An 18,858-nucleotide genomic window follows, 5' to 3' on the forward strand; every position below is an offset into this window, starting at 1 on the left:
TATTATGACAAAACTATTTTCGAAAACGCTCCTGGGGGCAGGTACTATTTTGGTAGTGGCCGGTGCGGCTAATGCTGGTGGCCTGGAGCGTGGCGGTTACAACATCGATCTGTTGTTTGATACCTCGCGGTTCGCCGCTGAAGTCTCGGGCACCTATGTGATGCCGGACCGGAAGCTGAACAATGTCCGCGACATCAATCCACTCAATGGCGTCGGCGCTGATGGCAAGGGCGGCGGTGCCCGCAACGGCGTCGGGGAGACCGAAAGCTACTGGGTGCCTCGCATTGGTCTCAAGGCCGGCCTTGGCGACAATGTCGACTGTATGGTGGACTACTCGCAGCCCTGGGGGGCGCACACGAAGCCCGGTCGCAACTGGATGGGTGCTAACGAGAACATCGAGACGAAGATCGAGAGCGATAATTTTGCTGGCACCTGCTCCTACAAATTCGACGCAGGCAAGGGCAAACTCCGTTTCATCGGCGGTGTCTTCCACCAAGAGATTTCAGGCTTCAAGGATCGCCTTGTGGCTCCAGTGCCGCCTGCCTTTGGCACCGGTGTTGGCCATCTTGAGATGGAAGGCGACGGCATTGGCTGGCGCGTTGGCACTGCTTACGAAATTCCCGAAATCGCGTTCCGCGCTAGCCTCGTCTATAATTCATCGGTAAAGCTGGACAACCTTTCCGGCGTCGTCGATCTGACCGAAATTCCGGGCATCATAAATCCGAAAAATCCGCTTTTGGGAAAAGCCATTCCAGTGTTCTCAGAAGCAACCATGCCAGAGAGCGTGGAATTGAAGCTTCAGTCTGGTATTGCGCCTGACTGGCTGGCTTTTGCTTCGGTGAAGTGGGTCAACTGGAGCCGCCTGCAATCGGTCGATCTGTGCCCGACCGGCACGGAAGGCATTCCATGTCGCGCGGGCAGCCCGACATTGGTCACCTCGCTTGATCTCCTCTATCGGGACGGATGGACTGTTTCGGGCGGCGTCGGTCACAAGTTCACCGACCAGTGGAGCGGTGCAGCCAGCATCTCCTGGGATCGTGGAACAACAACTGGCCTGAATGCTCAGACTGATAGCTGGACCTTCGGTGGTGGCGTTTCCTACACTCCGACCCAGAATGTCGAACTGCGTCTCGCCGGTGCGCTCGGTATCCTTACCAGCGGCTCGGTCGGGCCTGTCGTCAAGGACGGCGTCACGTATGGCAAGGAAGTCGCCTACGATTTTGACAATGATCTGGTGACTGCATTGTCAGCCCAGTTCAAGGTGAAGTGGTAAGCTTTAGCGACTAACTGGTTCGGCAAAAGCGCCCGCCCTTGCAAAAGGGTGGGCGCGTTTCTATGGGCCGGCCTTGATTGTGTGACGATTCGGCAACAGTCGTTTCGGATGCCGACGGACGGAACCCTCCGCCGCCTTGATTTGCCCATTTCCCGCCATAAACCGGGCGCACCGACAGCTTGTCTTCTGTATGCGCGTATCCTGAACAGCCGCCCAGAAGAAGCCGCAGCGGGCGGCAGGGACATTGATGGACGCGACAACAGCCAATCTTCCAGTCATTTCTTTGCATCGTGCAGCGGCCCTGAACGAGTTCCGCGTGGCTATGGGCAATGCGTCGCAAATGTCGACACGCTACGGTCGTAGTTTGGCCGAAAAGGCTCGTGATACTCGCCAAAATATCAGCCGGGCCAGCGGCCCCAACATGAATGCATCTGCTTTGACGAGGGTCGGCCTATGACGATCCATGCGGAGCGGGAGAGACATATATTTATGCCGAGCTTTGATACGATGCGTACCGCGGCCTTGTCGGTCCTGGTCGCGGCGATAACCCTTGCTGCCGCTGGCGTCTCCTGTGCGCAGGAGAACGATGCCAAGCGCTCGAGCCCTTGGGCTGTCTTCAAATTCGGTTTTTCAGCCTATAAAAGCGGACACAAGGATCAGGCCGTCGAAGCCTATCGCTATGCGGCAGAAAATGGCCAGATTGGTGCCACGTGGAAGCTCGCACGCATGTATGCGCAGGGCGACGGCGTGACGCGCGATGATTATGAAGCGTTCAAGTTTTTCTCCGAGATTGCCCGTCAGGATGTTGAACCCGGCAGCCCCGAGGAAAGCTACGTGTCCGACGCGCTGGTGGCGCTAGGTGACTATGTAAAAACTGGAATTCCTGGCAGCCCTGTCGGCGCCAACCCAGCTGCTGCGCAGGAATTCTACATGCGCGCCGCAGCAAATTACCGAAACCCCGAAGCCCAGTTCGAAATGGGCAACATGTTCCTGCACGGTGATGGCGGGGTAAAATCAAGTCTGCGGCAGGCCGGTCGCTGGTTCCAGCTTGCCGCCGAAAAGGGCCATGCCGGCGCGCAGGCTACCCTTGGCAACCTTTTGTTCCAGAGCGGCAAGGTTGTGCGGGGACTGGCAATGATGACCGCCGCGCTCGACCGCGCCAACCCTATGGATCAGGGCTGGATACGCTCGATGCAGGAAGAAGCGTTTTCGCTGGCTGGCGAATCCGACCGCCGCACCGCCATTGCACTGGCCGAGGATATTCTCTCCAAGGGAGAAAACGTTTCAGCTGAAGTCTCGACAGTTGGTGTTGACCAGATACAGCAATAAGCTTGGCTATTTTAGCGTCTGAGCTGCCGGGTCTTTGGCTGCCTCGGCAGACGCCGCGTCGCTACCTGTCGCGACATCGCCGCTCTCACAGCCATCTTGAACCTTGCTCCAGGAAGGATTGTTCACAACCCTGTCGCAGCGCGCCAGTTGGTCGCCGATGGGCAATCTCAGGCATGTCAGTGCGCCTTGTGGCAGCATCACGCCCTTCGCGCGGCAGTCAAAATCATCGGCTGCGACCGGAAGTGCGGCAAGCAGGGTTGATGCGAGCGCAGCGGAGCCAAAGAAGATGCGGGTATTCATAAGGATCCTCTAACACAATTTGCGTCCCCAAGCACGTTTTTAAGCTGCAGCAAGCCCCAGATTGATCACCGTCGGCACGTGGTCGGATGGTTTCTCCCAGGCGCGAACATGCTTTTCCACCGAGGCAGAGGATAGTAGGTCAGCAGCTTCCGGTGATAGCATCAGATGGTCGATACGGATGCCGTTATTCTTCTGCCATGCGCCGGCCTGATAGTCCCAGAACGTATAGACGCCTGGCGCTTCGCTGACCGACCGAAGAGCTTCAGTGAAGCCGAGATTGGCAAGGCGTCGAAAGGCCTGCCGGGTCTCTGGTTGGAACAACGCATCGCCTGTCCAATTCTCCGGAAACCGTGCGTCGGCAGGCTCAATGATCACATTGTAGTCCCCGGCCAGCACAAGCGGCTCCTCGAGCGCAAGTCGCTCACCAGCCCATATTTCCAGCCGCTTCATCCAGCCAAGTTTGTATGAAAACTTTTCAGTGCCGGTCGGATTGCCATTGGGAAGGTAGAGCGAGACAACGCGCAACACGCCCCCGTCGGTAGAAAAAACGCCTTCGATGAACCGCGCCTGTTCGTCTAAATCGTCGCCGGGCAATCCACGGTTAACCTCGTCGAAGCGCAACTTCGAAAGGATCGCAACCCCGTTAAAGCCCTTCTGGCCGTGCGTTTCGACATGATAGCCCAGCGCTTCGATCTCAAGGCGGGGAAACTGCTCATCGACCGACTTGATTTCTTGCAGGCAGACAATGTCCGGGGCGCTCTCGGCCAGCCAGTGCAACAGGTTTTCAATGCGCGCCCTGACGCCGTTGATATTCCAGGTAACGATTTTCATAGGAAGGCTCATTAGGGAAGGGAAAAGGCTCAACGTATGCCGACTCGACCTTGCCTCATCTTCTCCATGAAAGGAACCCGCAACAGGCTCTCACCCATCCATGGTGCCATTTCTCAAAGGACCGGTACGCAGGTCGACCACAATCAGATGGAAAAGCTGGTTCCGCACCCGCAGGAGGCGACCGCATTCGGGTTTTTGATCTGGAAGGACTGACCCATCAGGTCATCGACGAAATCGATCACAGAACCGCCCATATAGACCAGCGACAGCTCGTCGACCAAAACAGTGGCGCCATTCCTTTCGATCACAACATCGTCGTCGTTGCGCTCGTCTACCAGGTCAAACTTGTAGGAAAAACCCGAACACCCGCCGCCATCGACCGAGACGCGCAGCGCCGATTTGCCCGGCTCGCCCGCAACAATTTTGGCGATGCGCGAGGCCGCAGCCTCAGTCATATCGACTTTCATAGTAGTTTTGACATCGGCGCCCATGGTCGTCACCTTGCTTTCGTCTTCTCTCCATAGGTATGAACGGGCGGGCGGTAAGTCAACTAATGGCGGCATGGGCGGATGCAGGTGGATAAACTTGGCGACATCGGCTTCGGCTACAGGCCGCGAGCAACCTATGCCTGCGATCCCGGAGAGACACGCGGCCGCTTTTACGACGAGGTCGAAAGCCCAACCCGCACACCGTTCCAGCGCGACCGCGACCGCATTATCCATTCCACCGCGTTTCGGCGGCTGAAGCATAAGACGCAGGTATTCATCGCCCATGAAAGCGATCACTACCGCACACGCCTCACCCACACGATCGAGGTGGCCCAAATTGCCCGTGCCCTTGCTCGGGCGCTCCGCGGCGACGAGGATCTCGCCGAAGCCGTGGCGCTGGTTCACGATTTCGGTCACACGCCGTTCGGTCACACTGGCGAGGATGCGCTCAACGACAAGATGGCCGCTTTCGGTGGCTTTGATCACAACGCGCAGTCGCTACGCATCGTTACCAAGCTCGAACGCCGCTACGCCGAGTTCGACGGCCTCAACCTGACCTGGGAGACGCTGGAAGGTTTGGTCAAACACAACGGCCCGCTGGTTGATGCACAAGGCGGGGCGCTTAAAGATGCTGTCCCGCGTGCGATCCTCGACTATTCGACCCTGCATGATCTGGAGCTTGACCGGTTCGCCAGCCTGGAATCCCAATGCGCAGCAATTGCCGACGACATCGCCTATGACACTCACGATATTGATGACGGCCTGCGCGCTGGGCTCTTGACTCTCGAAATGCTGGAAGATGTGCCGCTGTCCGGCGGTATCCTCAAACTTGTGCGCGAGAAATATCCGGCCCTTGATAACGTTCGTACCGGCCATGAACTGATGCGGCGCCAGATTACGGTCATGGTCGAGGATGTCATTCATACAGCCGGCGCAAACCTTTTAGCCATCGCCCCACAGTCGGCGAGCGACGTGCACAATGCAGGCCGCGCTATCGTTGCTTTTTCAACCGACATGGCAGCGGCTGAAACAGAGCTGAAGGCTTTTCTCTACGCGAACCTTTACCGTCATCCCGATGTGATGCGAGTCCGCGCTAACGCCGACCGTATCGTGCGCGATCTGTTCGACACCTATATGGACGACCCGGCTGCAATGCCGGAAGGTTGGAGGGAAGTGCTGACGCGGGCGGATGATGCGGTAAAGGCGCGCCATGTCAGCGATTTTCTATCAGGCATGACTGACCCCTATGCCCAGAAGGAACATCGGCGCTTGTTTGACCATACGCCGGATTTGAGCTAGTCCGGCGCGGATTTATAGTGTTCCGGCTGCCGGGCGCTTTGTGCTTTTTTGGACCTCACCGATGAACATTTTTGCCGATTTTAACAACCGGATCGAAGCGATTGTCGCCAGACTTGGGCTCAAGGACATCGCCGGCGGTGACCTCGTACTGTCGCGCATCGCTGTGGAGCCGCCACGTGACCCCTCGCATGGGGACCTGGCAACCAACGTCGCCATGGTTCTGGCGAAATCGGTCGGGCAAAACCCGAGGCAGCTGGCAGATACGTTTGCCGCCGAATTGCTCAATGATCCCGACATCGCATCCACGGAAGTTGCGGGCCCCGGCTTTGTTAATCTACGGCTGAATGATGGTTTCTGGCAGGCACAGCTTGCCGATATGCTGGCTGCCGGGCAGGATTATGGCCGCTCTACCATTGGCATGGGCCGCCGCGTCAACGTCGAATATGTCTCCGCAAATCCCACAGGCCCGATGCATGTCGGTCATTGCCGCGGCGCAGTCGTGGGCGATGCGCTGGCCAACATCCTGGCCTTTGCCGGCCACGATGTGACCAAGGAATATTATATCAACGATGCAGGAGTTCAGATCGACGTTCTGGCGCGTTCGGTTCTGCTGCGCTACCGCGAGGCGCTGGGCGAGGATATCGGCGAGATACCCTCCGGGCTCTACCCCGGCGACTATCTGGTACCGCTAGGTCAGGCGCTGGCCGCCGAGTTTGGAAATAATTTGCTGCACAAGACCGAAAGCGAGGCACTAGAGCTAGTTTCGGCACGTGCCATAGATGCGATGATGGTGCTGATCCGTGAGGATCTGGCGCTGCTCAACGTGCACCACAATGTGTTCTTCTCCGAGCGCCAACTACACGCCGACAATGCCCGTGCCATCCGCACTGCCATCAACGACCTGACGATGAAGGGTCATGTCTACAAGGGCAAGCTGCCACCGCCCAAGGGTCAGAAGGACGAGGAATGGGAAGACCGTGAACAGACCCTGTTCCGTTCAACCGATGTTGGCGATGACATTGACCGCCCGCTGGTAAAATCCGATGGCGACTACACCTATTTCGCAGCAGACGTTGCCTATATCAAGGACAAGCTGGATCGTGGCTTCAACGACCTGATCTTCGTGCTGGGTGCTGATCACGGCGGCTACGTAAAACGCATGGAAGCATTGGCGAAGGCCGTCTCGGGTGGTTCCGCCTCGCTGACGATCCTGCTGTGCCAGCTGGTAAAACTGTTCCGCGACGGCGAGCCGGTGCGTATGTCCAAGCGCTCAGGTGAATTCGTCACGCTGCGCGAGGTCGTGGAAGAGGTGGGGCGCGATCCCATCCGCTTCATGATGCTGTACCGCAAGAACGACGCGCCGCTGGATTTCGACTTTGCCAAGGTAACCGAACAGTCCAAGGACAATCCGGTTTTTTACGTGCAGTATGCTTCGGCGCGGACCCATTCGGTCTTTCGGCAGGCGCGCGAGCAGCTGGGAGACATCCCGTTTGACCGCCAGACGCTGTTGGGTGAGGTCGCGCGGTTGACTGACGAGAGTGAGATCGGGCTGATCAAAAAACTTGCCGAATATCCGCGTCTGATCGAAGGTGCGGCCCTCGCACATGAGCCGCATCGCCTTGCATTCTATCTCTACGAACTTGCGTCGTGCTTCCATGCGCACTGGAATCGCGGGGGCGATAATGACGACTTACGGTTTGTTAAGGTTAACGACCCACAATTGACGCATGCCAGGCTGGGACTGGTGCAGGCCGTTTCGGACGTATTGAAGTCCGGTCTGGCGCTCATCGGAGCTGACGCTCCTACAGAGATGCGCTAGGTTAACCAACGGGTTTCTGTCACCTTTTGCCCACATTGGACTGGTAGGGCCGAGCTTAAGTGACGTCGCTGGCGTCCGGCTGAGTATAAGTGCGGAAGAGACCATGGCAGACAGAAACCCGATGAAAAAACCCATCGATTCGCGTCCCGGAGAGGACGATCCCTTCGCCGAACTAACCCGTATCATGGGTTTTGATCCGCGCGTTCCAGTGGGGCAGGGAACGCCACCCGCCGTCGAAAAACTGGCTGCGCTGGCCGCAGAGGAAAATGATTTTTCCATCGACCTTGAAAAGGAACTGATGGGTGAATTCGGCGACATGGACGACGATCTTGCAGATGCAGCGCCGCTCGCTCACCAGGCACAGGCATCACAGCCTTTGTCAGAGGATCTGCCGTCAGAAGAGTTTGAACTGGACATAGCTGGCGAGATGGAGGCCGGGTTTCATCTTGATTCCGCTGCCGACCTGGAAATGTCGCAGCAGTTCGAGCCGGCGTTTGCACCCGAAGCCGCAGCCGATGAAGACATCGATTTCCCTGAGTTTGAGGCATTTGCCTCTGATTCCATCCCAGATGCCGATGACAACAGCGATAATGCGCTGGTCGGCGAGATGGAATCCGTTTTTGCTAATGAAATAGAGGCCGACTCCCCCCTTTCGCTCGATGACGACGGGCTGTTTGACGATCTGGATTTGGAACTAACCAACGAAGTTGCGGCTTCACCACAGGTTCAGGCGTACGACGAGGCAGCCAGTGCCGAGCCTAAAATGTTTGATAGTTCAGACTTTGAACTTGAAAAGGACGAGGTCAGCGAAACCGGACCGGTGGCATCGTGGCAGGCCGAGGATGTGGTCGACGACGAGGCAGCGCCTCTGATCCCACTCGGTTCGGCGTATGAAACGGCCAGCGCCGAAAAAGTCGGTTTTGGCGATACTTATCCAGTCGATTCCAGCCAGCCCGTTCTGCCTGCTGCCGAGCTCGGGTTCGACCCGCAGGACGATCTTGAAGCTGAACTGAACGCCTTGCTCGGGCGCGGCCCAACCGCCTCAGGACCGGCTCACGATTTCGGTGCCGAGCCCGCGTGGGATCCGACCCCGTTCGAAACTTCCTCGACGAAGATGGAAGAACCTGAGTTCGAACCCCATCAGGACCTGTCGGACTGGCAGCCTCAAGAGCCGGCATCATTCGATGCATTAGTCGAGGAAGAGATCGAAACCGATCCGCTGACCGATTTTGTTGTCGAGCAGGAACTGCTGGCCGACCTCGAACAGGATATCGAGCTCGACATGGATGAACTGTCACTCGACGACGGTGTCACCGTGCAGGCGGGCTGGCAAGAACCGGTTGTACAAGAGACCTCGCCAGCGTGGGATTCTCCGGCATATGACACAGGGCAGGCTTCTTTGGCCGGCGAGGCGGTACGCAACGTTCGGTTCGCATCGCTTGCTCCAGAACCCATCGCCGATGATCCCTTCGAGATGCTCTCCGCCATGGTCAATGACAGCTACGAAGCCGAGGCACCTGCGGCCAGATACGAACGACCGGATATTGACACAATCGACGTCCCTGAATCGGCCATTGCGGTTGCGGACGATCTTGATCTTCCCGACGTCTCATTCCCGGAAGAGCTCCCGGTTGCAGCTGACCTTGACGACTTCGAAGCAGAATTGACCAATGCCTTCAACGCACCGGTCGAGCCTGAGCCGGCTGCCCCGCCGCAGTGGGAACTGGATGATCTTGCGTCTTACGAACAATCACAGTCGCAGGATTACTATGCCGGTGCAGCTGTCGCGGGCACTGCTGGAACAGCAACCGTCTCCGCATCTGCGTCGCAACATAATTTTGACGACGACGCCTTTGCCGGCTTCACACCCGCCCCAAAAGCCTACCCGCCGCTGAGCGAAGACGAACTGTCTTTTGGCTCGAGCGAAGATATGGCTGCGTACCATCCTCCCGAGCCCCCGCGAGACACTGGCAACAGGCGTGGGCTGCTAATTGCTGCCATCGTCGGCGGAGTGGCGCTACTTGGTGGCGTTGGCGCATTCGCGCTTTCGGGTGGCAAAGAAGCCGGCGCGCCGGTCGTCGTGCGTGCTGACACCGATCCGATCAAGGTACGTCCGGAAAATCCGGGCGGAACTACCGTCCCCAATCAGGACAACAAAGTTTTTCAGAGCATGAATGGTACCGAGAATACAGCGGCGCCTACGCAGGAGACACTGATCTCCGGAACTGAAGAGCCGGTCGATATGGTTGCGACAGGCGAGGACGACAACGAAGCCTTCATGGCAGACGGCGAGGAGGCCGCGGACGGTACGGACGTCGCAGTTTCTCAGAAAGGCGAAGACCGCGTCGCGCCGGAGCTTGAAGTCCAGACGGTTAACAACAGCACCCTGGCTGTGGCGCCGCGGCGGGTACGCACCATGGTCGTACGTGCCGACGGAACGCTGGTGCCGAGCGAAGAGCCCTCGGCCCCTTCGCAGGCCACCGAACAGGCACCAACAACCTTGCAGCCGGCGACAGCCGAGGAAACCGCATCGTTGCAGCCGATCGAGACTGCTGCTGCACCTGCACCCAAGCCGGCGCCAACAGCAAAGCCAACGAGGGCCGCTGCAACTGTGCCGGATACCGGCCCTGTTGCGCCGCAACGGCCTGCGGATCAGCCGATCGACATCATTGGCGGCAATCAGCAGCCTGAACAGGTCGCGCTTGCAGGTGGGGCAGCCGCCACGGCCGCAGCCGGTGGCTGGTCGGTCCAGATCGCCTCGCAGCCAAGCCAGGAGGCCGCACAGTCGAGCTATAACAACCTGTCGCGTCGCTACAGCAACGTTATCGGTGACAAAGGGGTCAATATCGTCAAGGCGGATGTCTCGGGCCGTGGCACCTTCTGGCGGGTCCGTGTGCCAGCTGGCTCGCGTGATGAGGCTATCTCGTTGTGTGAACGTTACAAATCGGCAGGCGGCAACTGCTTCGTGTCAAAGTAGCAACTGCAGATCGTACTCATGAAAGGGCGCAGCCTTGGCTGCGCCCTTTTTCGTTGTCGCAAACAGATGCGTGCCAAGACGTTTGCTTCGCGCTAGAATCGGCGCCATGACCGAATCAAAATCCATGATCCTGGGCTGCTCCGGGCAGTCTCTGACCGCAGATGAAATCGCTTTCTACCGTGATGAGCGCCCCTGGGGCTTCATCTTGTTTGCACGCAATATTGGCGAGGCGGCACAGATATCCGACCTGACAGATGCGATGCGTGACAGCGTCGGGCGCCCCGATGCGCCGGTCTTCGTGGATCAGGAGGGGGGCCGCGTTCAAAGGTTGCGACCGCCTCTAGTTCCCAACTATCCATCCGGTTCGGCCTTCGGTACGCTTTATGCGGAGGACCAAGAAGCCGCGTTGCGGGCAGCTTGGCTTCTGTCGCGGCTGCATGCCTGCGACCTCAGACGTCTCGGCATCACAGCCAATTGTCTGCCAGTGCTTGATGTGCCGGTCGAGGGCGCCAGTGATGTCATCGGCACGCGCGCCTATGGCAAGCATCCCGATATCGTCACCGCCCTTGGCCGTGCCGCGGCCGAAGGCCTGATGGCTGGCGGGATGCTACCCGTCATGAAGCACGTTCCCGGCCATGGACGGGCGTTTTCGGACTCGCATCTCGAATTGCCAATACTCGATACCCCGCTTGCTGATCTCGAGCGTCATGATTTCGTGCCATTCCAGGCGCTAAAGGATTTACCGGCGGCTATGACTGCTCATGTCGTCTACAACTCGGTTGATCCTGACAATCCAGCCACCACGTCGAAGAAGGTGATCGAGGAGATTGTGCGCGGTCATATTGGCTTCGACGGACTTCTGATCAGCGATGATACCTCAATGAAGGCACTTTCTGGGGATTTCCCCTCGAAAGCTGCTGCGATCCTTGCGGCAGGCTGCGATCTGGTCCTTCACTGCAACGGCGTGATGTCGGAAATGGCGGGCATCGCCTCGCGCACCACGCCGCTGACCGGAAAAGCGCTGTCGCGTGCCAATACGGCACTTGCCGTCATCGGTGACGGCGACGGTGGCGCTGAAACAGAACTTCGGGCGGAATTCGCCCAACACTTCGAAGCGGTGGCATAGTCCCTGCTTCAGGGAGCTGCACGTGGCCCAAAAGGTCGAAAGTAAAAGCGGCGCAAAGCCGGCACCGATGGATCGGCTTTGGGCCGAGAACGATGATGCGCGTGGTGTGTCTGAACCTGCGCTGGTGGTCGATGTTGCTGGCTTCGAAGGCCCGCTCGACCTGTTGCTCCATCTGGCCCGGACGCAGAAGGTCGACCTGGCGCGCATCTCGATTCTCGGGCTGGTTGAACAGTACCTGCTCTTTGTCGACAAGGCCCGCGCACTGCGGTTGGAACTCGCCGCCGACTATCTGGTCATGGCCGCCTGGCTGGCGTTCCTTAAATCAAAACTCCTGATCCCCAAGCAGCCGGGCGATGAGGGCGAAAGCGGCGAGGAGCTTGCCGCTGTCCTGCAGTTCAGGCTGAAACGCCTCGAAGCCATGCGCGATGCGGCGGCCCGGCTGGTCAACCGCAACCGACTTGGCCGGGATGTGTTTGCCCGAGGTATGCCTGAGCTGGTGATCGTCGAGAAGCGTAACGAATATTCGGCCAGCCTCTACGATCTGTTGACCTCCTATGCCTCGCAGCGCCAGCGTCAGGCGATCACCAACGTCACTATCGCTAAACGTGGCACCTGGTCGCTGAAGCAGGCGCGCGATATGCTGACCCGCATGGTGGGCGAACTAAAGGACTGGACCGCGCTAGACCGTTTCCTGTTTGAGTATCTGGCAAGTCCAGCAGAGCGCGCCACCGCTCTTGCCAGCACTTTTGCCGCTACGCTCGAGATGGTCCGAGAAGGCCAGATCGAGATGCGCCAGGACGAGGCGTTTTCTCCCATCTACATGCGCCAGCGCCAGCAGCCGAAAAGTATGATCGAGAGAGCATCATGAGTGAAAGCCGCAACGCGTCGATCATCCCCTTCGAGCCACCCAACAGCGATGAAAATCCGGCCGCCCGGATTGCGCTTGCCGAAGCGGTGCGCATGGCCGAAGCACTTATTTTTGCCAGCGCCGAACCGATTTCGGAAAAGCAACTCGCCGTGCGCCTGCCCGAGGGCACCGACATGGGCGCCGTCATGGCCGACCTGCAACGCATCTACGCCAAGCGTGGCGTCAGCCTCGTTCATGTCGGCGAAGGCTGGGCCTTCCGCACCGCCGGCGATCTCGCCTTCTTGATGAGCCGCGACACCATCCAGCAGAAAAAGCTCTCGCGTGCAGCGCTCGAGGTTTTGGCCATCATAGCTTATCACCAACCCGCGACCCGTGCAGAGATTGAAGATGTCCGCGGCGTTGAAACCTCAAAGGGCACGCTCGACACACTTCTAGAAACCGAATGGGTGCGCATGCGCGGTCGCCGTCGCACTCCGGGTCGCCCCGTCACCTATGGCACCACGGAAAAATTCCTCGACCATTTCCAGCTCGAGGAAATCCGCGACCTTCCAGGCATGGAAGAGTTAAAGGGGGCAGGGCTTCTGTCAACGCGGATGCCTTCCAACTTCTCGATGCCGACGCCGATGTCTGACCCCGACGAGATGGCCGAGGACGAAGATCCGCTGACCGATATCGATCTGGAAGAGCTCGGCCTGTTGACACCCCGTGTCGAGGATGATTGACGAGGCCCTTCCAGCATCATCGGCAACATGGCCTGAAGGGTTCGGTACAAGGTGGCAAGGCAAGCAGCGCACCCGGCATCGCGCGTCACCGCCGGCGTTACCTTCGCAGCCCGGCTGGCGTTCGAAAACATCAGCCATTCCTACGGTTCCGGCGCGCAGACCCTGAACGACGTCTCGCTGTCGGCGGAGCCCGGCGAGGTGTTATGCCTGCTGGGCCCCTCCGGCTCGGGCAAGACCACGCTGCTGCGTATCGCCGCCGGCATTGAAAGCCAGGCTACCGGACGTGTCGTCATGAATGACCGCGAAATCGCCGGACCTTCCGTCTTCCTGCCGCCCGAAAAGCGCTCCATCGGTCTGGTGTTCCAGGACTTCGCACTGTTCCCGCATCTCTCCATTTTGGACAATGTGCGCTACGGGCTGACTGCACTGTCGCGCGAGGAATCGAAGCGCGAGGCCATGATTGCTCTCTCCCGCGTCGACCTCGAACACTACGCGGCGTCCTATCCGCATGTTCTCTCCGGTGGCGAGCAGCAGCGCGTGGCCCTTGCTCGCGCCCTCGCGCCACGTCCTTCGGTGCTGCTGATGGACGAACCTTTCTCGGGTCTCGATTCGCGACTGAAAGACAGCGTGCGCGCCGAGACGCTGGATATTCTGCGCCATAGCCGCGCTACCGCCATTGTGGTGACCCATGATGCCGAAGAGGCAATGCGGATGGGCGATCGCATTGCGCTGCTCAAGGATGGCCAGTTGGTACAACTGGGCACCGCGCAGGCGCTCTATCAGAAGCCGGTCGACCTTTTCACCGCCGCATTTTTCTCCGAGATTAACGTCTTTGATGCCCACGTCGAATCCGGCATGGCCGACACCCCGCTCGGTAAGGTTGCAGCCCCTGGGCATGGGGAAGGCGTTGCCGTGTCGGTCGCTGTCCGCACGGCAGGCTTTGAAGTGAGCGAGACAGAAGGCGATATTCCGGCACGACTTTTGTCTCGTCGCTATCTGGGCGTTGTGGAATTGCTCGAACTGGCTGTACAAGGGTCTGAAACGGCGGTTCGGGCGCGCGTCAGGTGCGGCGCTTTGTCCGACAGCGCGCGCGATATTTACCTGTCGCTTCGAAACGCCGATGTGCTTGTGTTTGAAAGACAGACCGAAAGCGCATAGATCACTCTAAGGAAACGGTCGAAAGAGAGACAATAATGGGATCCTTTTCAATCTGGCACTGGGTCATCGTGCTTGTGGTGGTGCTGCTACTGTTTGGTCGTGGCAAGATTCCCGAGTTGATGGGCGACATGGCCAAGGGCATCAAGAGCTTCAAGAAGGGCATGTCGGACGACGACGCCGACGACAAGGCCGAGGAAGTGGCCCGCACGGTCGAGCATCGCAACGATGAGACCGTCAAGGCTGCCAAGGCCAAGGCGACAACCAAGTCCAAAACCTGACGAACGGCGTGAAGCCCAACTGGACTGACTGGAATGTTTGACATCGGCTGGACCGAAATGCTGGTCATCGCGATCGTGATGATCGTGGTTGTCGGGCCGAAGGATTTGCCGCGCATGTTGCGGACCTTTGGCAAGACGACTGCAAAATTGCGTGGCATGGCCGGTGATTTCCAAAAACAGTTCAATGATGCGCTGAAGGAAGCCGAGCTTGATGAACTCAAGCAGTCGGTTGACGACCTGCGCGGGCTCGACCCGCGCAACCAGATCAAGAAGCATTTGAACCCGTTCGAGAAAGCTGCCGCCGACGTGCGGGCAGGCGTCGATTCGGCGATGAAGCCTTCTGTGGCAAACAAACCTGCCGATCCGGAGGCGCATACGGCTGAACCTTTGAAGACCGCGGCCACCAATCTTGCCGGGGTCAGCGGTCCAACTTCCATGCCAACCGAGAAGCCGATATTCCCGGCGGCTGAAAAGGCGACCAAGGTGCCAGCCGCGTCGGTGAAATCGAAAGCCCCTGCAAAACCGGCCAAGGCGAAGCCCGCCGTCAAGACAGCGGCGAAAGAACCTGCCGCACGAAAGACCACGGCTGCACCAGTGAAAAAAGCTGTTGCCAAAAAAGCCAAACCAGCGGGAAGCGCCACGTGAATTCTGAAGTGGACGACATCGAAAAGTCTTCGGCACCGCTGATCGAGCACCTGATCGAGCTGCGCTCGCGGCTGATGTGGGCGCTGGGCGGCTTCTTCATCGCCTTTCTGGTCTGCTTCTTTTTCGCCAAGCAGCTGTTCAACCTTCTGGTTATCCCGTTCAAATGGGCCACCGGCTGGGCCGGGCTTGATCCGCATAACGTGTCGCTGATCTACACCGCGCCGCAGGAATTCTTCTTCACGCAGGTCAAGCTTGCGATGTTTGGCGGCATGGTGCTGGCCTTCCCGATCATCGCCGCGCAGGTCTACAAATTCGTCGCCCCCGGCCTCTACAAAAATGAGCGCGGAGCTTTCCTGCCGTTCCTCATCGCCTCGCCGCTGCTGTTCTTGCTCGGCGCATCGCTTGTCTACTTCTTCTTCACGCCGATGGTGATGTGGTTCTTCCTGGCGATGCAGCAGACCGGCCCCGAAAACGACGTTCAGATTTCGCTGCTGCCCAAAGTCTCGGAATATCTCAGCCTCATCATGACGCTGATTTTCTCCTTCGGCCTCGTCTTCCAGCTTCCGGTCGTCACCACGCTGATGGCCCGCGTTGGGCTGATCACGTCGCAGGGACTGAAAGACAAGCGCAAATGGGCCATCGTCATCGCCTTTGTCGCGGCTGCTGTTCTGACGCCGCCTGATCCGGTCAGCCAGATCGGCCTCGCGCTGCCGACCATCCTGCTCTACGAAATCTCGATTTTCACTGCCCGGTGGGTCGAGCGCAAACGCGAGGAAGACCGGATCGCGCGCGAAAAGGCGGATGCTGAGGGTGATAAAAGCGCCTAGCGGCGAACGTGCCTGATGGCCATAAAGCGCATACCTTGCAACCAGCCACGCGCCGATGCGCCGCACGAGGCAGCGACAAGTCTTTCCGACAAAAATCGCCAAAAAATAAAAGATCATGACGTGTCTGGGCGGGCCAGCGCGTCGAAGGCGAGGCCGTGCAGGTCGGTCAGGGTGGAAAACACGTCGTGGGTTTGGCGCCGTCGCGTGCCGGGTGGCGGGCCGTTGCGTATCGGCCAGCGTCGGGGCTTCTCTTGCTGGATGATGGCTGCCTGCCGGCGCGCGAAACGCATGGCCTGGCGCGGCAGGTCCTCCAGCGCTGCATGAAGGCCGCGCAGGCGCAGCACCAGATTTTTGGCATCAAGCGCATCGTCAAAGGCCGGTGCGCGGCGCGGCGCGATGACAAATGGCACGGTGACGCCGGGCAACGAGATGCGCGGCACGCTGCCGGCTGCGGCCCGGCGCAACACATGCAAACGCCGCGGCGGATCGAAGAGCGGCAGGCTTATTGCCAGTGGTGCGGGCCGCGATGGTGCGCCTGCCGCGACCAGCCGCACCCCGGTGCCGCCCGGCCCACGCAGGAACAGCGCTGACGATGTTGGGCACATTCTGTTCCGCACTGCCCGCACCACAAGCCCGCGCGCCATGATGATGATCAATCGGCGCGTCGCCCATTCAGCTGGCCGCAACAGCCGCAACACGGCGCGGTGCAGATGGCGGGGCAGGGTGGGGATTGGCATTTCCCCTTCATCGAAATGCAGCACCGGGCGCCGCAGCCCGGCCATGCTGATCAGCATGGCCAAAACGCAACTTAGCGCTTCGCGGTGTTTGTCGATCGCCAGCTGCCAGTCCATCCACGCCTCCTGGCCGCGATTGTGGTGCGGGCACCGGAGGGGGTGGATAGATTTTGGGTATGTTGCTGGCGCTGATCGGCCGTTCCCCTCTCCGCCTCGCTACGCTCAGCACCTCTCCCCACTTTGTGGGGCGAGGAAATGGCCAATCGCGGGCGCTGTTTCCTCGCCCCCATGACAATGGAGGAGAGGTGCCGAGCGCAGCGAGGCGGAGAGGGGGTTCTTGTTGGTCTCTGTTAAACCACGGGGCGCTTGGCGCTGATCGGTTGTTCCCCTCTCCGCCTCGCTACGCTCGGCACCTCTCCCCACTTTGTGGGGCGAGGAAATGGCCAATCGCGGGCGCTGTTTCCTCGCCCCCATGACAATGTGGGAGAGGTGCCGAGCGCAGCGAGGCGGAGAGGGGGTTCTTGTTGGTCTCTGTCGAACCACGGGGATCTTGTCGCTGGACGGTTGTTCCCCTCTCCGCCTCGCTACGCTCAGCACCTCTCCCCACTTTCGTGGGGCGAGGAAATGGCCAATCGCGGGCGCTGTTTCCTCTCCCCCATGACAATGGAGGAGAGGTGCCGAACGCAGCGAGGCGGAGAGGGGGTTCTTGTTGTTCTCTGTCGAACCACGGGGATCTTGTCGCTGCGCTATTTCACAGCGCACTGCACCCACGAAATCACAGCGCCACCGCCTTGCATCGTTTCCCGATGCGGTTTACCCGTTTGCGCTCTTCCCAAGGACACTTTCGAACATGCTCGACATCAAATGGATTCGCGAAAACCCTGAAGCATTTGCCGAGGCGTTGAAAAAGCGTCCGTCTTACGCGGCCAGCGCGCAGTCCACGCTGGATGAGCTTCTGGCCAAAGACGAAGCGCGCCGCAGCCATCTGGTAAAGTTGCAGGAAGCGCAGGAGCGCCGCAACGCCTTGTCGAAGGAAATCGGCAAGGCGATGGGCGCCAAGAATTCTGCCCTTGCCGAGAAGCTGAAGGCGGAAGTGGCGGAGCTGAAAGGCTTTATCCAATCCGGTGAAGCAAGCGAGCGTGAATTTGACGAAGCATTGAACAACGCGCTTGCCGTGCTTCCCAATATTCCTTTGCCCGATGTGCCGGTCGGCAAGGATGAGGCCGACAATGTCGAACTTCGTCGATTTGGAGACGACCTGATCGCCGCCCGCCAGCCCAAAATGGGCAACAAGCCGAAAGAGCATTTTGAGCTCGGCGAAGCGCTTGGACTGATGGACTTTGAGCGCGCCGCAAAAATTTCCGGCTCGCGCTTTACGGTGCTGACTGGCGGGCTGGCGCGGCTCGAACGCGCGCTTGGCCAGTTCATGCTCGACCTGCACACGAGCGGTCATGGCTACACGGAAGTGCAGCCGCCGCTTCTGGTGAGAGATGACGCGCTCCATGGCACCGGACAGTTGCCTAAATTTGAAGAGGATCTGTTCTTTACGCCGCACGGCGATGGGCGCCTTGGCCTCATCCCCACCGCCGAAGTGCCGCTCACCAATCTCGTGCGCGAAGAGATCACGCCGGCTGAAAATTTGCCGCTGCGCTTTACCGCTCTGACGCCGAGCTTTCGTTCCGAGGCGGGGTCGGCGGGGCGCGATACGCGCGGCATGTTGCGGCAGCACCAGTTTTACAAGGTGGAACTGGTCTCCTTCACGGAAGCCGATGCGTCGTTGGCCGAACATGAGCGGATGACGCAATGCGCTGAAAACGTGTTAAAAAAGCTCGGCCTGCCGTTCCGCACCATCACGCTGTGCACCGGTGACATGGGTTTTGGCGCGCAAAAGACCTATGACATCGAGGTCTGGCTTCCGGGCCAGAACGCGTATCGTGAAATCTCGTCATGCTCGGTCTGCGGCGACTTCCAGGCACGCCGCATGGGCGCGCGCACCAAGGATCGGGACGGCAAGGCGACGCGCTTTGTCCACACGCTGAACGGTTCGGGCGTCGCAGTCGGTCGCGCCTTGATCGCGGTCATGGAAAATTATCAGGATGCCGACGGCAGCATCACAATTCCTGACGCTCTGGTGCCCTATATGGGTGGCCTGACGAAAATCGCGAAACAGTAGCGGCGGGTTGC

The 18,858-nt window shown here is 59.3% G+C and carries 17 protein-coding genes; 13 read left to right on the forward strand and 4 right to left on the reverse strand.

Annotated elements, in window-relative coordinates; genetic code table 11:
• The first annotated feature begins 4 nt into the window (after nucleotides 1-4).
• Both GA830_RS12915 and GA830_RS12920 read left to right on the forward strand, forming a co-directional pair.
• Nucleotides 5-1,273: an OmpP1/FadL family transporter gene (locus GA830_RS12915; protein ID WP_195162245.1), complete on the forward strand. Its 1,269-nt coding sequence runs from the start codon at nucleotides 5-7 to the stop codon at nucleotides 1,271-1,273.
• A gap of 489 nt (nucleotides 1,274-1,762) precedes the next feature.
• A complete protein-coding gene (locus GA830_RS12920) occupies nucleotides 1,763-2,602 on the forward strand; it encodes a tetratricopeptide repeat protein (RefSeq protein ID WP_195162246.1) in 840 nt (279 codons plus the stop codon).
• 6 nt (nucleotides 2,603-2,608) lie between these two features.
• Here the strand turns inward: GA830_RS12920 and GA830_RS12925 are convergent, their stop codons facing one another.
• The 3 genes from GA830_RS12925 to erpA form a co-directional block, all read right to left on the reverse strand.
• Nucleotides 2,609-2,902 carry a hypothetical protein gene (locus tag GA830_RS12925; RefSeq protein WP_195162247.1) on the reverse strand — a complete coding sequence of 98 codons (294 nt, stop codon included), beginning with the start codon at nucleotides 2,900-2,902 and terminating at the stop codon, nucleotides 2,609-2,611.
• Nucleotides 2,903-2,941: 39 nt separating this feature from the next.
• Nucleotides 2,942-3,733, reverse strand: coding sequence for an exodeoxyribonuclease III (xth, locus tag GA830_RS12930; protein ID WP_195162248.1), 792 nt, complete (start codon nucleotides 3,731-3,733; stop codon nucleotides 2,942-2,944).
• 143 nt (nucleotides 3,734-3,876) lie between these two features.
• Complete coding sequence (gene erpA, locus GA830_RS12935; RefSeq protein WP_195162249.1) at nucleotides 3,877-4,224, reverse strand: iron-sulfur cluster insertion protein ErpA; 348 nt, start codon at nucleotides 4,222-4,224, stop codon at nucleotides 3,877-3,879.
• A gap of 78 nt (nucleotides 4,225-4,302) precedes the next feature.
• Between erpA and GA830_RS12940 the strand changes: the two genes are divergently transcribed.
• From GA830_RS12940 to tatC, 10 genes are all read left to right on the forward strand, one after another.
• Complete coding sequence (locus GA830_RS12940; RefSeq protein ID WP_195162250.1) at nucleotides 4,303-5,520, forward strand: deoxyguanosinetriphosphate triphosphohydrolase; 1,218 nt, start codon at nucleotides 4,303-4,305, stop codon at nucleotides 5,518-5,520.
• A gap of 61 nt (nucleotides 5,521-5,581) precedes the next feature.
• The gene (gene argS, locus GA830_RS12945) at nucleotides 5,582-7,339 is read left to right on the forward strand and encodes an arginine--tRNA ligase (protein ID WP_195162251.1); all 1,758 of its coding nucleotides are present in this window, start codon (nucleotides 5,582-5,584) and stop codon (nucleotides 7,337-7,339) included.
• A 103-nt stretch (nucleotides 7,340-7,442) separates the two neighbouring features.
• Complete coding sequence (locus tag GA830_RS12950; RefSeq protein WP_195162252.1) at nucleotides 7,443-10,316, forward strand: SPOR domain-containing protein; 2,874 nt, start codon at nucleotides 7,443-7,445, stop codon at nucleotides 10,314-10,316.
• 106 nt (nucleotides 10,317-10,422) lie between these two features.
• Nucleotides 10,423-11,442 carry a beta-N-acetylhexosaminidase gene (nagZ, locus tag GA830_RS12955; protein ID WP_195162253.1) on the forward strand — a complete coding sequence of 340 codons (1,020 nt, stop codon included), beginning with the start codon at nucleotides 10,423-10,425 and terminating at the stop codon, nucleotides 11,440-11,442.
• Nucleotides 11,443-11,509: 67 nt separating this feature from the next.
• Nucleotides 11,510-12,310: a segregation and condensation protein A gene (locus GA830_RS12960; protein ID WP_195164937.1), complete on the forward strand. Its 801-nt coding sequence runs from the start codon at nucleotides 11,510-11,512 to the stop codon at nucleotides 12,308-12,310.
• A complete protein-coding gene (scpB, locus tag GA830_RS12965; protein ID WP_195162254.1) occupies nucleotides 12,307-13,032 on the forward strand; it encodes an SMC-Scp complex subunit ScpB in 726 nt (241 codons plus the stop codon). The genes GA830_RS12960 and scpB overlap by 4 nt, the downstream gene beginning before the upstream one ends.
• Nucleotides 13,033-13,083: 51 nt before the next feature.
• Nucleotides 13,084-14,190, forward strand: a complete 1,107-nt coding sequence (locus GA830_RS12970; protein WP_195162255.1) for an ABC transporter ATP-binding protein — start codon at nucleotides 13,084-13,086, stop codon at nucleotides 14,188-14,190.
• Nucleotides 14,191-14,225: 35 nt separating this feature from the next.
• Nucleotides 14,226-14,468, forward strand: coding sequence for a twin-arginine translocase TatA/TatE family subunit (locus GA830_RS12975; RefSeq protein WP_195162256.1), 243 nt, complete (start codon nucleotides 14,226-14,228; stop codon nucleotides 14,466-14,468).
• Between the two features lie 33 nt (nucleotides 14,469-14,501).
• Nucleotides 14,502-15,113, forward strand: a complete 612-nt coding sequence (tatB, locus tag GA830_RS12980; RefSeq protein WP_195162257.1) for a Sec-independent protein translocase protein TatB — start codon at nucleotides 14,502-14,504, stop codon at nucleotides 15,111-15,113.
• Nucleotides 15,110-15,940 (forward strand): twin-arginine translocase subunit TatC, encoded by an 831-nt coding sequence (gene tatC / locus GA830_RS12985; RefSeq protein ID WP_195162258.1) that lies wholly within the window; start codon nucleotides 15,110-15,112, stop codon nucleotides 15,938-15,940. The genes tatB and tatC overlap by 4 nt, the downstream gene beginning before the upstream one ends.
• A 113-nt stretch (nucleotides 15,941-16,053) precedes the next feature.
• On the opposite strand, the gene GA830_RS12990 is transcribed toward tatC, so the two are convergent.
• The gene (locus tag GA830_RS12990) at nucleotides 16,054-16,791 is read right to left on the reverse strand and encodes a hypothetical protein (protein WP_195162259.1); all 738 of its coding nucleotides are present in this window, start codon (nucleotides 16,789-16,791) and stop codon (nucleotides 16,054-16,056) included.
• Between the two features lie 733 nt (nucleotides 16,792-17,524).
• Here GA830_RS12990 and serS point away from each other — a divergent pair.
• The gene (gene serS / locus GA830_RS12995; RefSeq protein WP_195162260.1) at nucleotides 17,525-18,847 is read left to right on the forward strand and encodes a serine--tRNA ligase; all 1,323 of its coding nucleotides are present in this window, start codon (nucleotides 17,525-17,527) and stop codon (nucleotides 18,845-18,847) included.
• The last annotated feature ends 11 nt before the right edge of the window (nucleotides 18,848-18,858 follow it).

It is taken from the genome of Mesorhizobium sp. NBSH29, from assembly GCF_015500055.1.
GTDB lineage: Bacteria > Pseudomonadota > Alphaproteobacteria > Rhizobiales > Rhizobiaceae > Neomesorhizobium.

Bases quoted from the DNA above. Each gene is read 5' to 3' on its own strand.
- argS (WP_195162251.1), top strand. From the start codon at position 5,582: ATGAACATTTTTGCCGATTTTAACAACCGGATCGAAGCGATTGTCGCC.
- scpB (WP_195162254.1), top strand. From the start codon at position 12,307: ATGAGTGAAAGCCGCAACGCGTCGATCATCCCCTTCGAGCCACCCAAC.
- GA830_RS12950 (WP_195162252.1), top strand. From the start codon at position 7,443: ATGGCAGACAGAAACCCGATGAAAAAACCCATCGATTCGCGTCCCGGA.
- GA830_RS12940 (WP_195162250.1), top strand. From the start codon at position 4,303: ATGCAGGTGGATAAACTTGGCGACATCGGCTTCGGCTACAGGCCGCGA.
- xth (WP_195162248.1), bottom strand. From the start codon at position 3,733: ATGAAAATCGTTACCTGGAATATCAACGGCGTCAGGGCGCGCATTGAA.
- GA830_RS12975 (WP_195162256.1), top strand. From the start codon at position 14,226: ATGGGATCCTTTTCAATCTGGCACTGGGTCATCGTGCTTGTGGTGGTG.
- nagZ (WP_195162253.1), top strand. From the start codon at position 10,423: ATGACCGAATCAAAATCCATGATCCTGGGCTGCTCCGGGCAGTCTCTG.
- GA830_RS12915 (WP_195162245.1), top strand. From the start codon at position 5: ATGACAAAACTATTTTCGAAAACGCTCCTGGGGGCAGGTACTATTTTG.
- tatB (WP_195162257.1), top strand. From the start codon at position 14,502: ATGTTTGACATCGGCTGGACCGAAATGCTGGTCATCGCGATCGTGATG.
- GA830_RS12960 (WP_195164937.1), top strand. From the start codon at position 11,510: ATGGATCGGCTTTGGGCCGAGAACGATGATGCGCGTGGTGTGTCTGAA.
- GA830_RS12925 (WP_195162247.1), bottom strand. From the start codon at position 2,902: ATGAATACCCGCATCTTCTTTGGCTCCGCTGCGCTCGCATCAACCCTG.
- erpA (WP_195162249.1), bottom strand. From the start codon at position 4,224: ATGGGCGCCGATGTCAAAACTACTATGAAAGTCGATATGACTGAGGCT.
- GA830_RS12990 (WP_195162259.1), bottom strand. From the start codon at position 16,791: ATGGACTGGCAGCTGGCGATCGACAAACACCGCGAAGCGCTAAGTTGC.
- serS (WP_195162260.1), top strand. From the start codon at position 17,525: ATGCTCGACATCAAATGGATTCGCGAAAACCCTGAAGCATTTGCCGAG.
- GA830_RS12920 (WP_195162246.1), top strand. From the start codon at position 1,763: ATGCCGAGCTTTGATACGATGCGTACCGCGGCCTTGTCGGTCCTGGTC.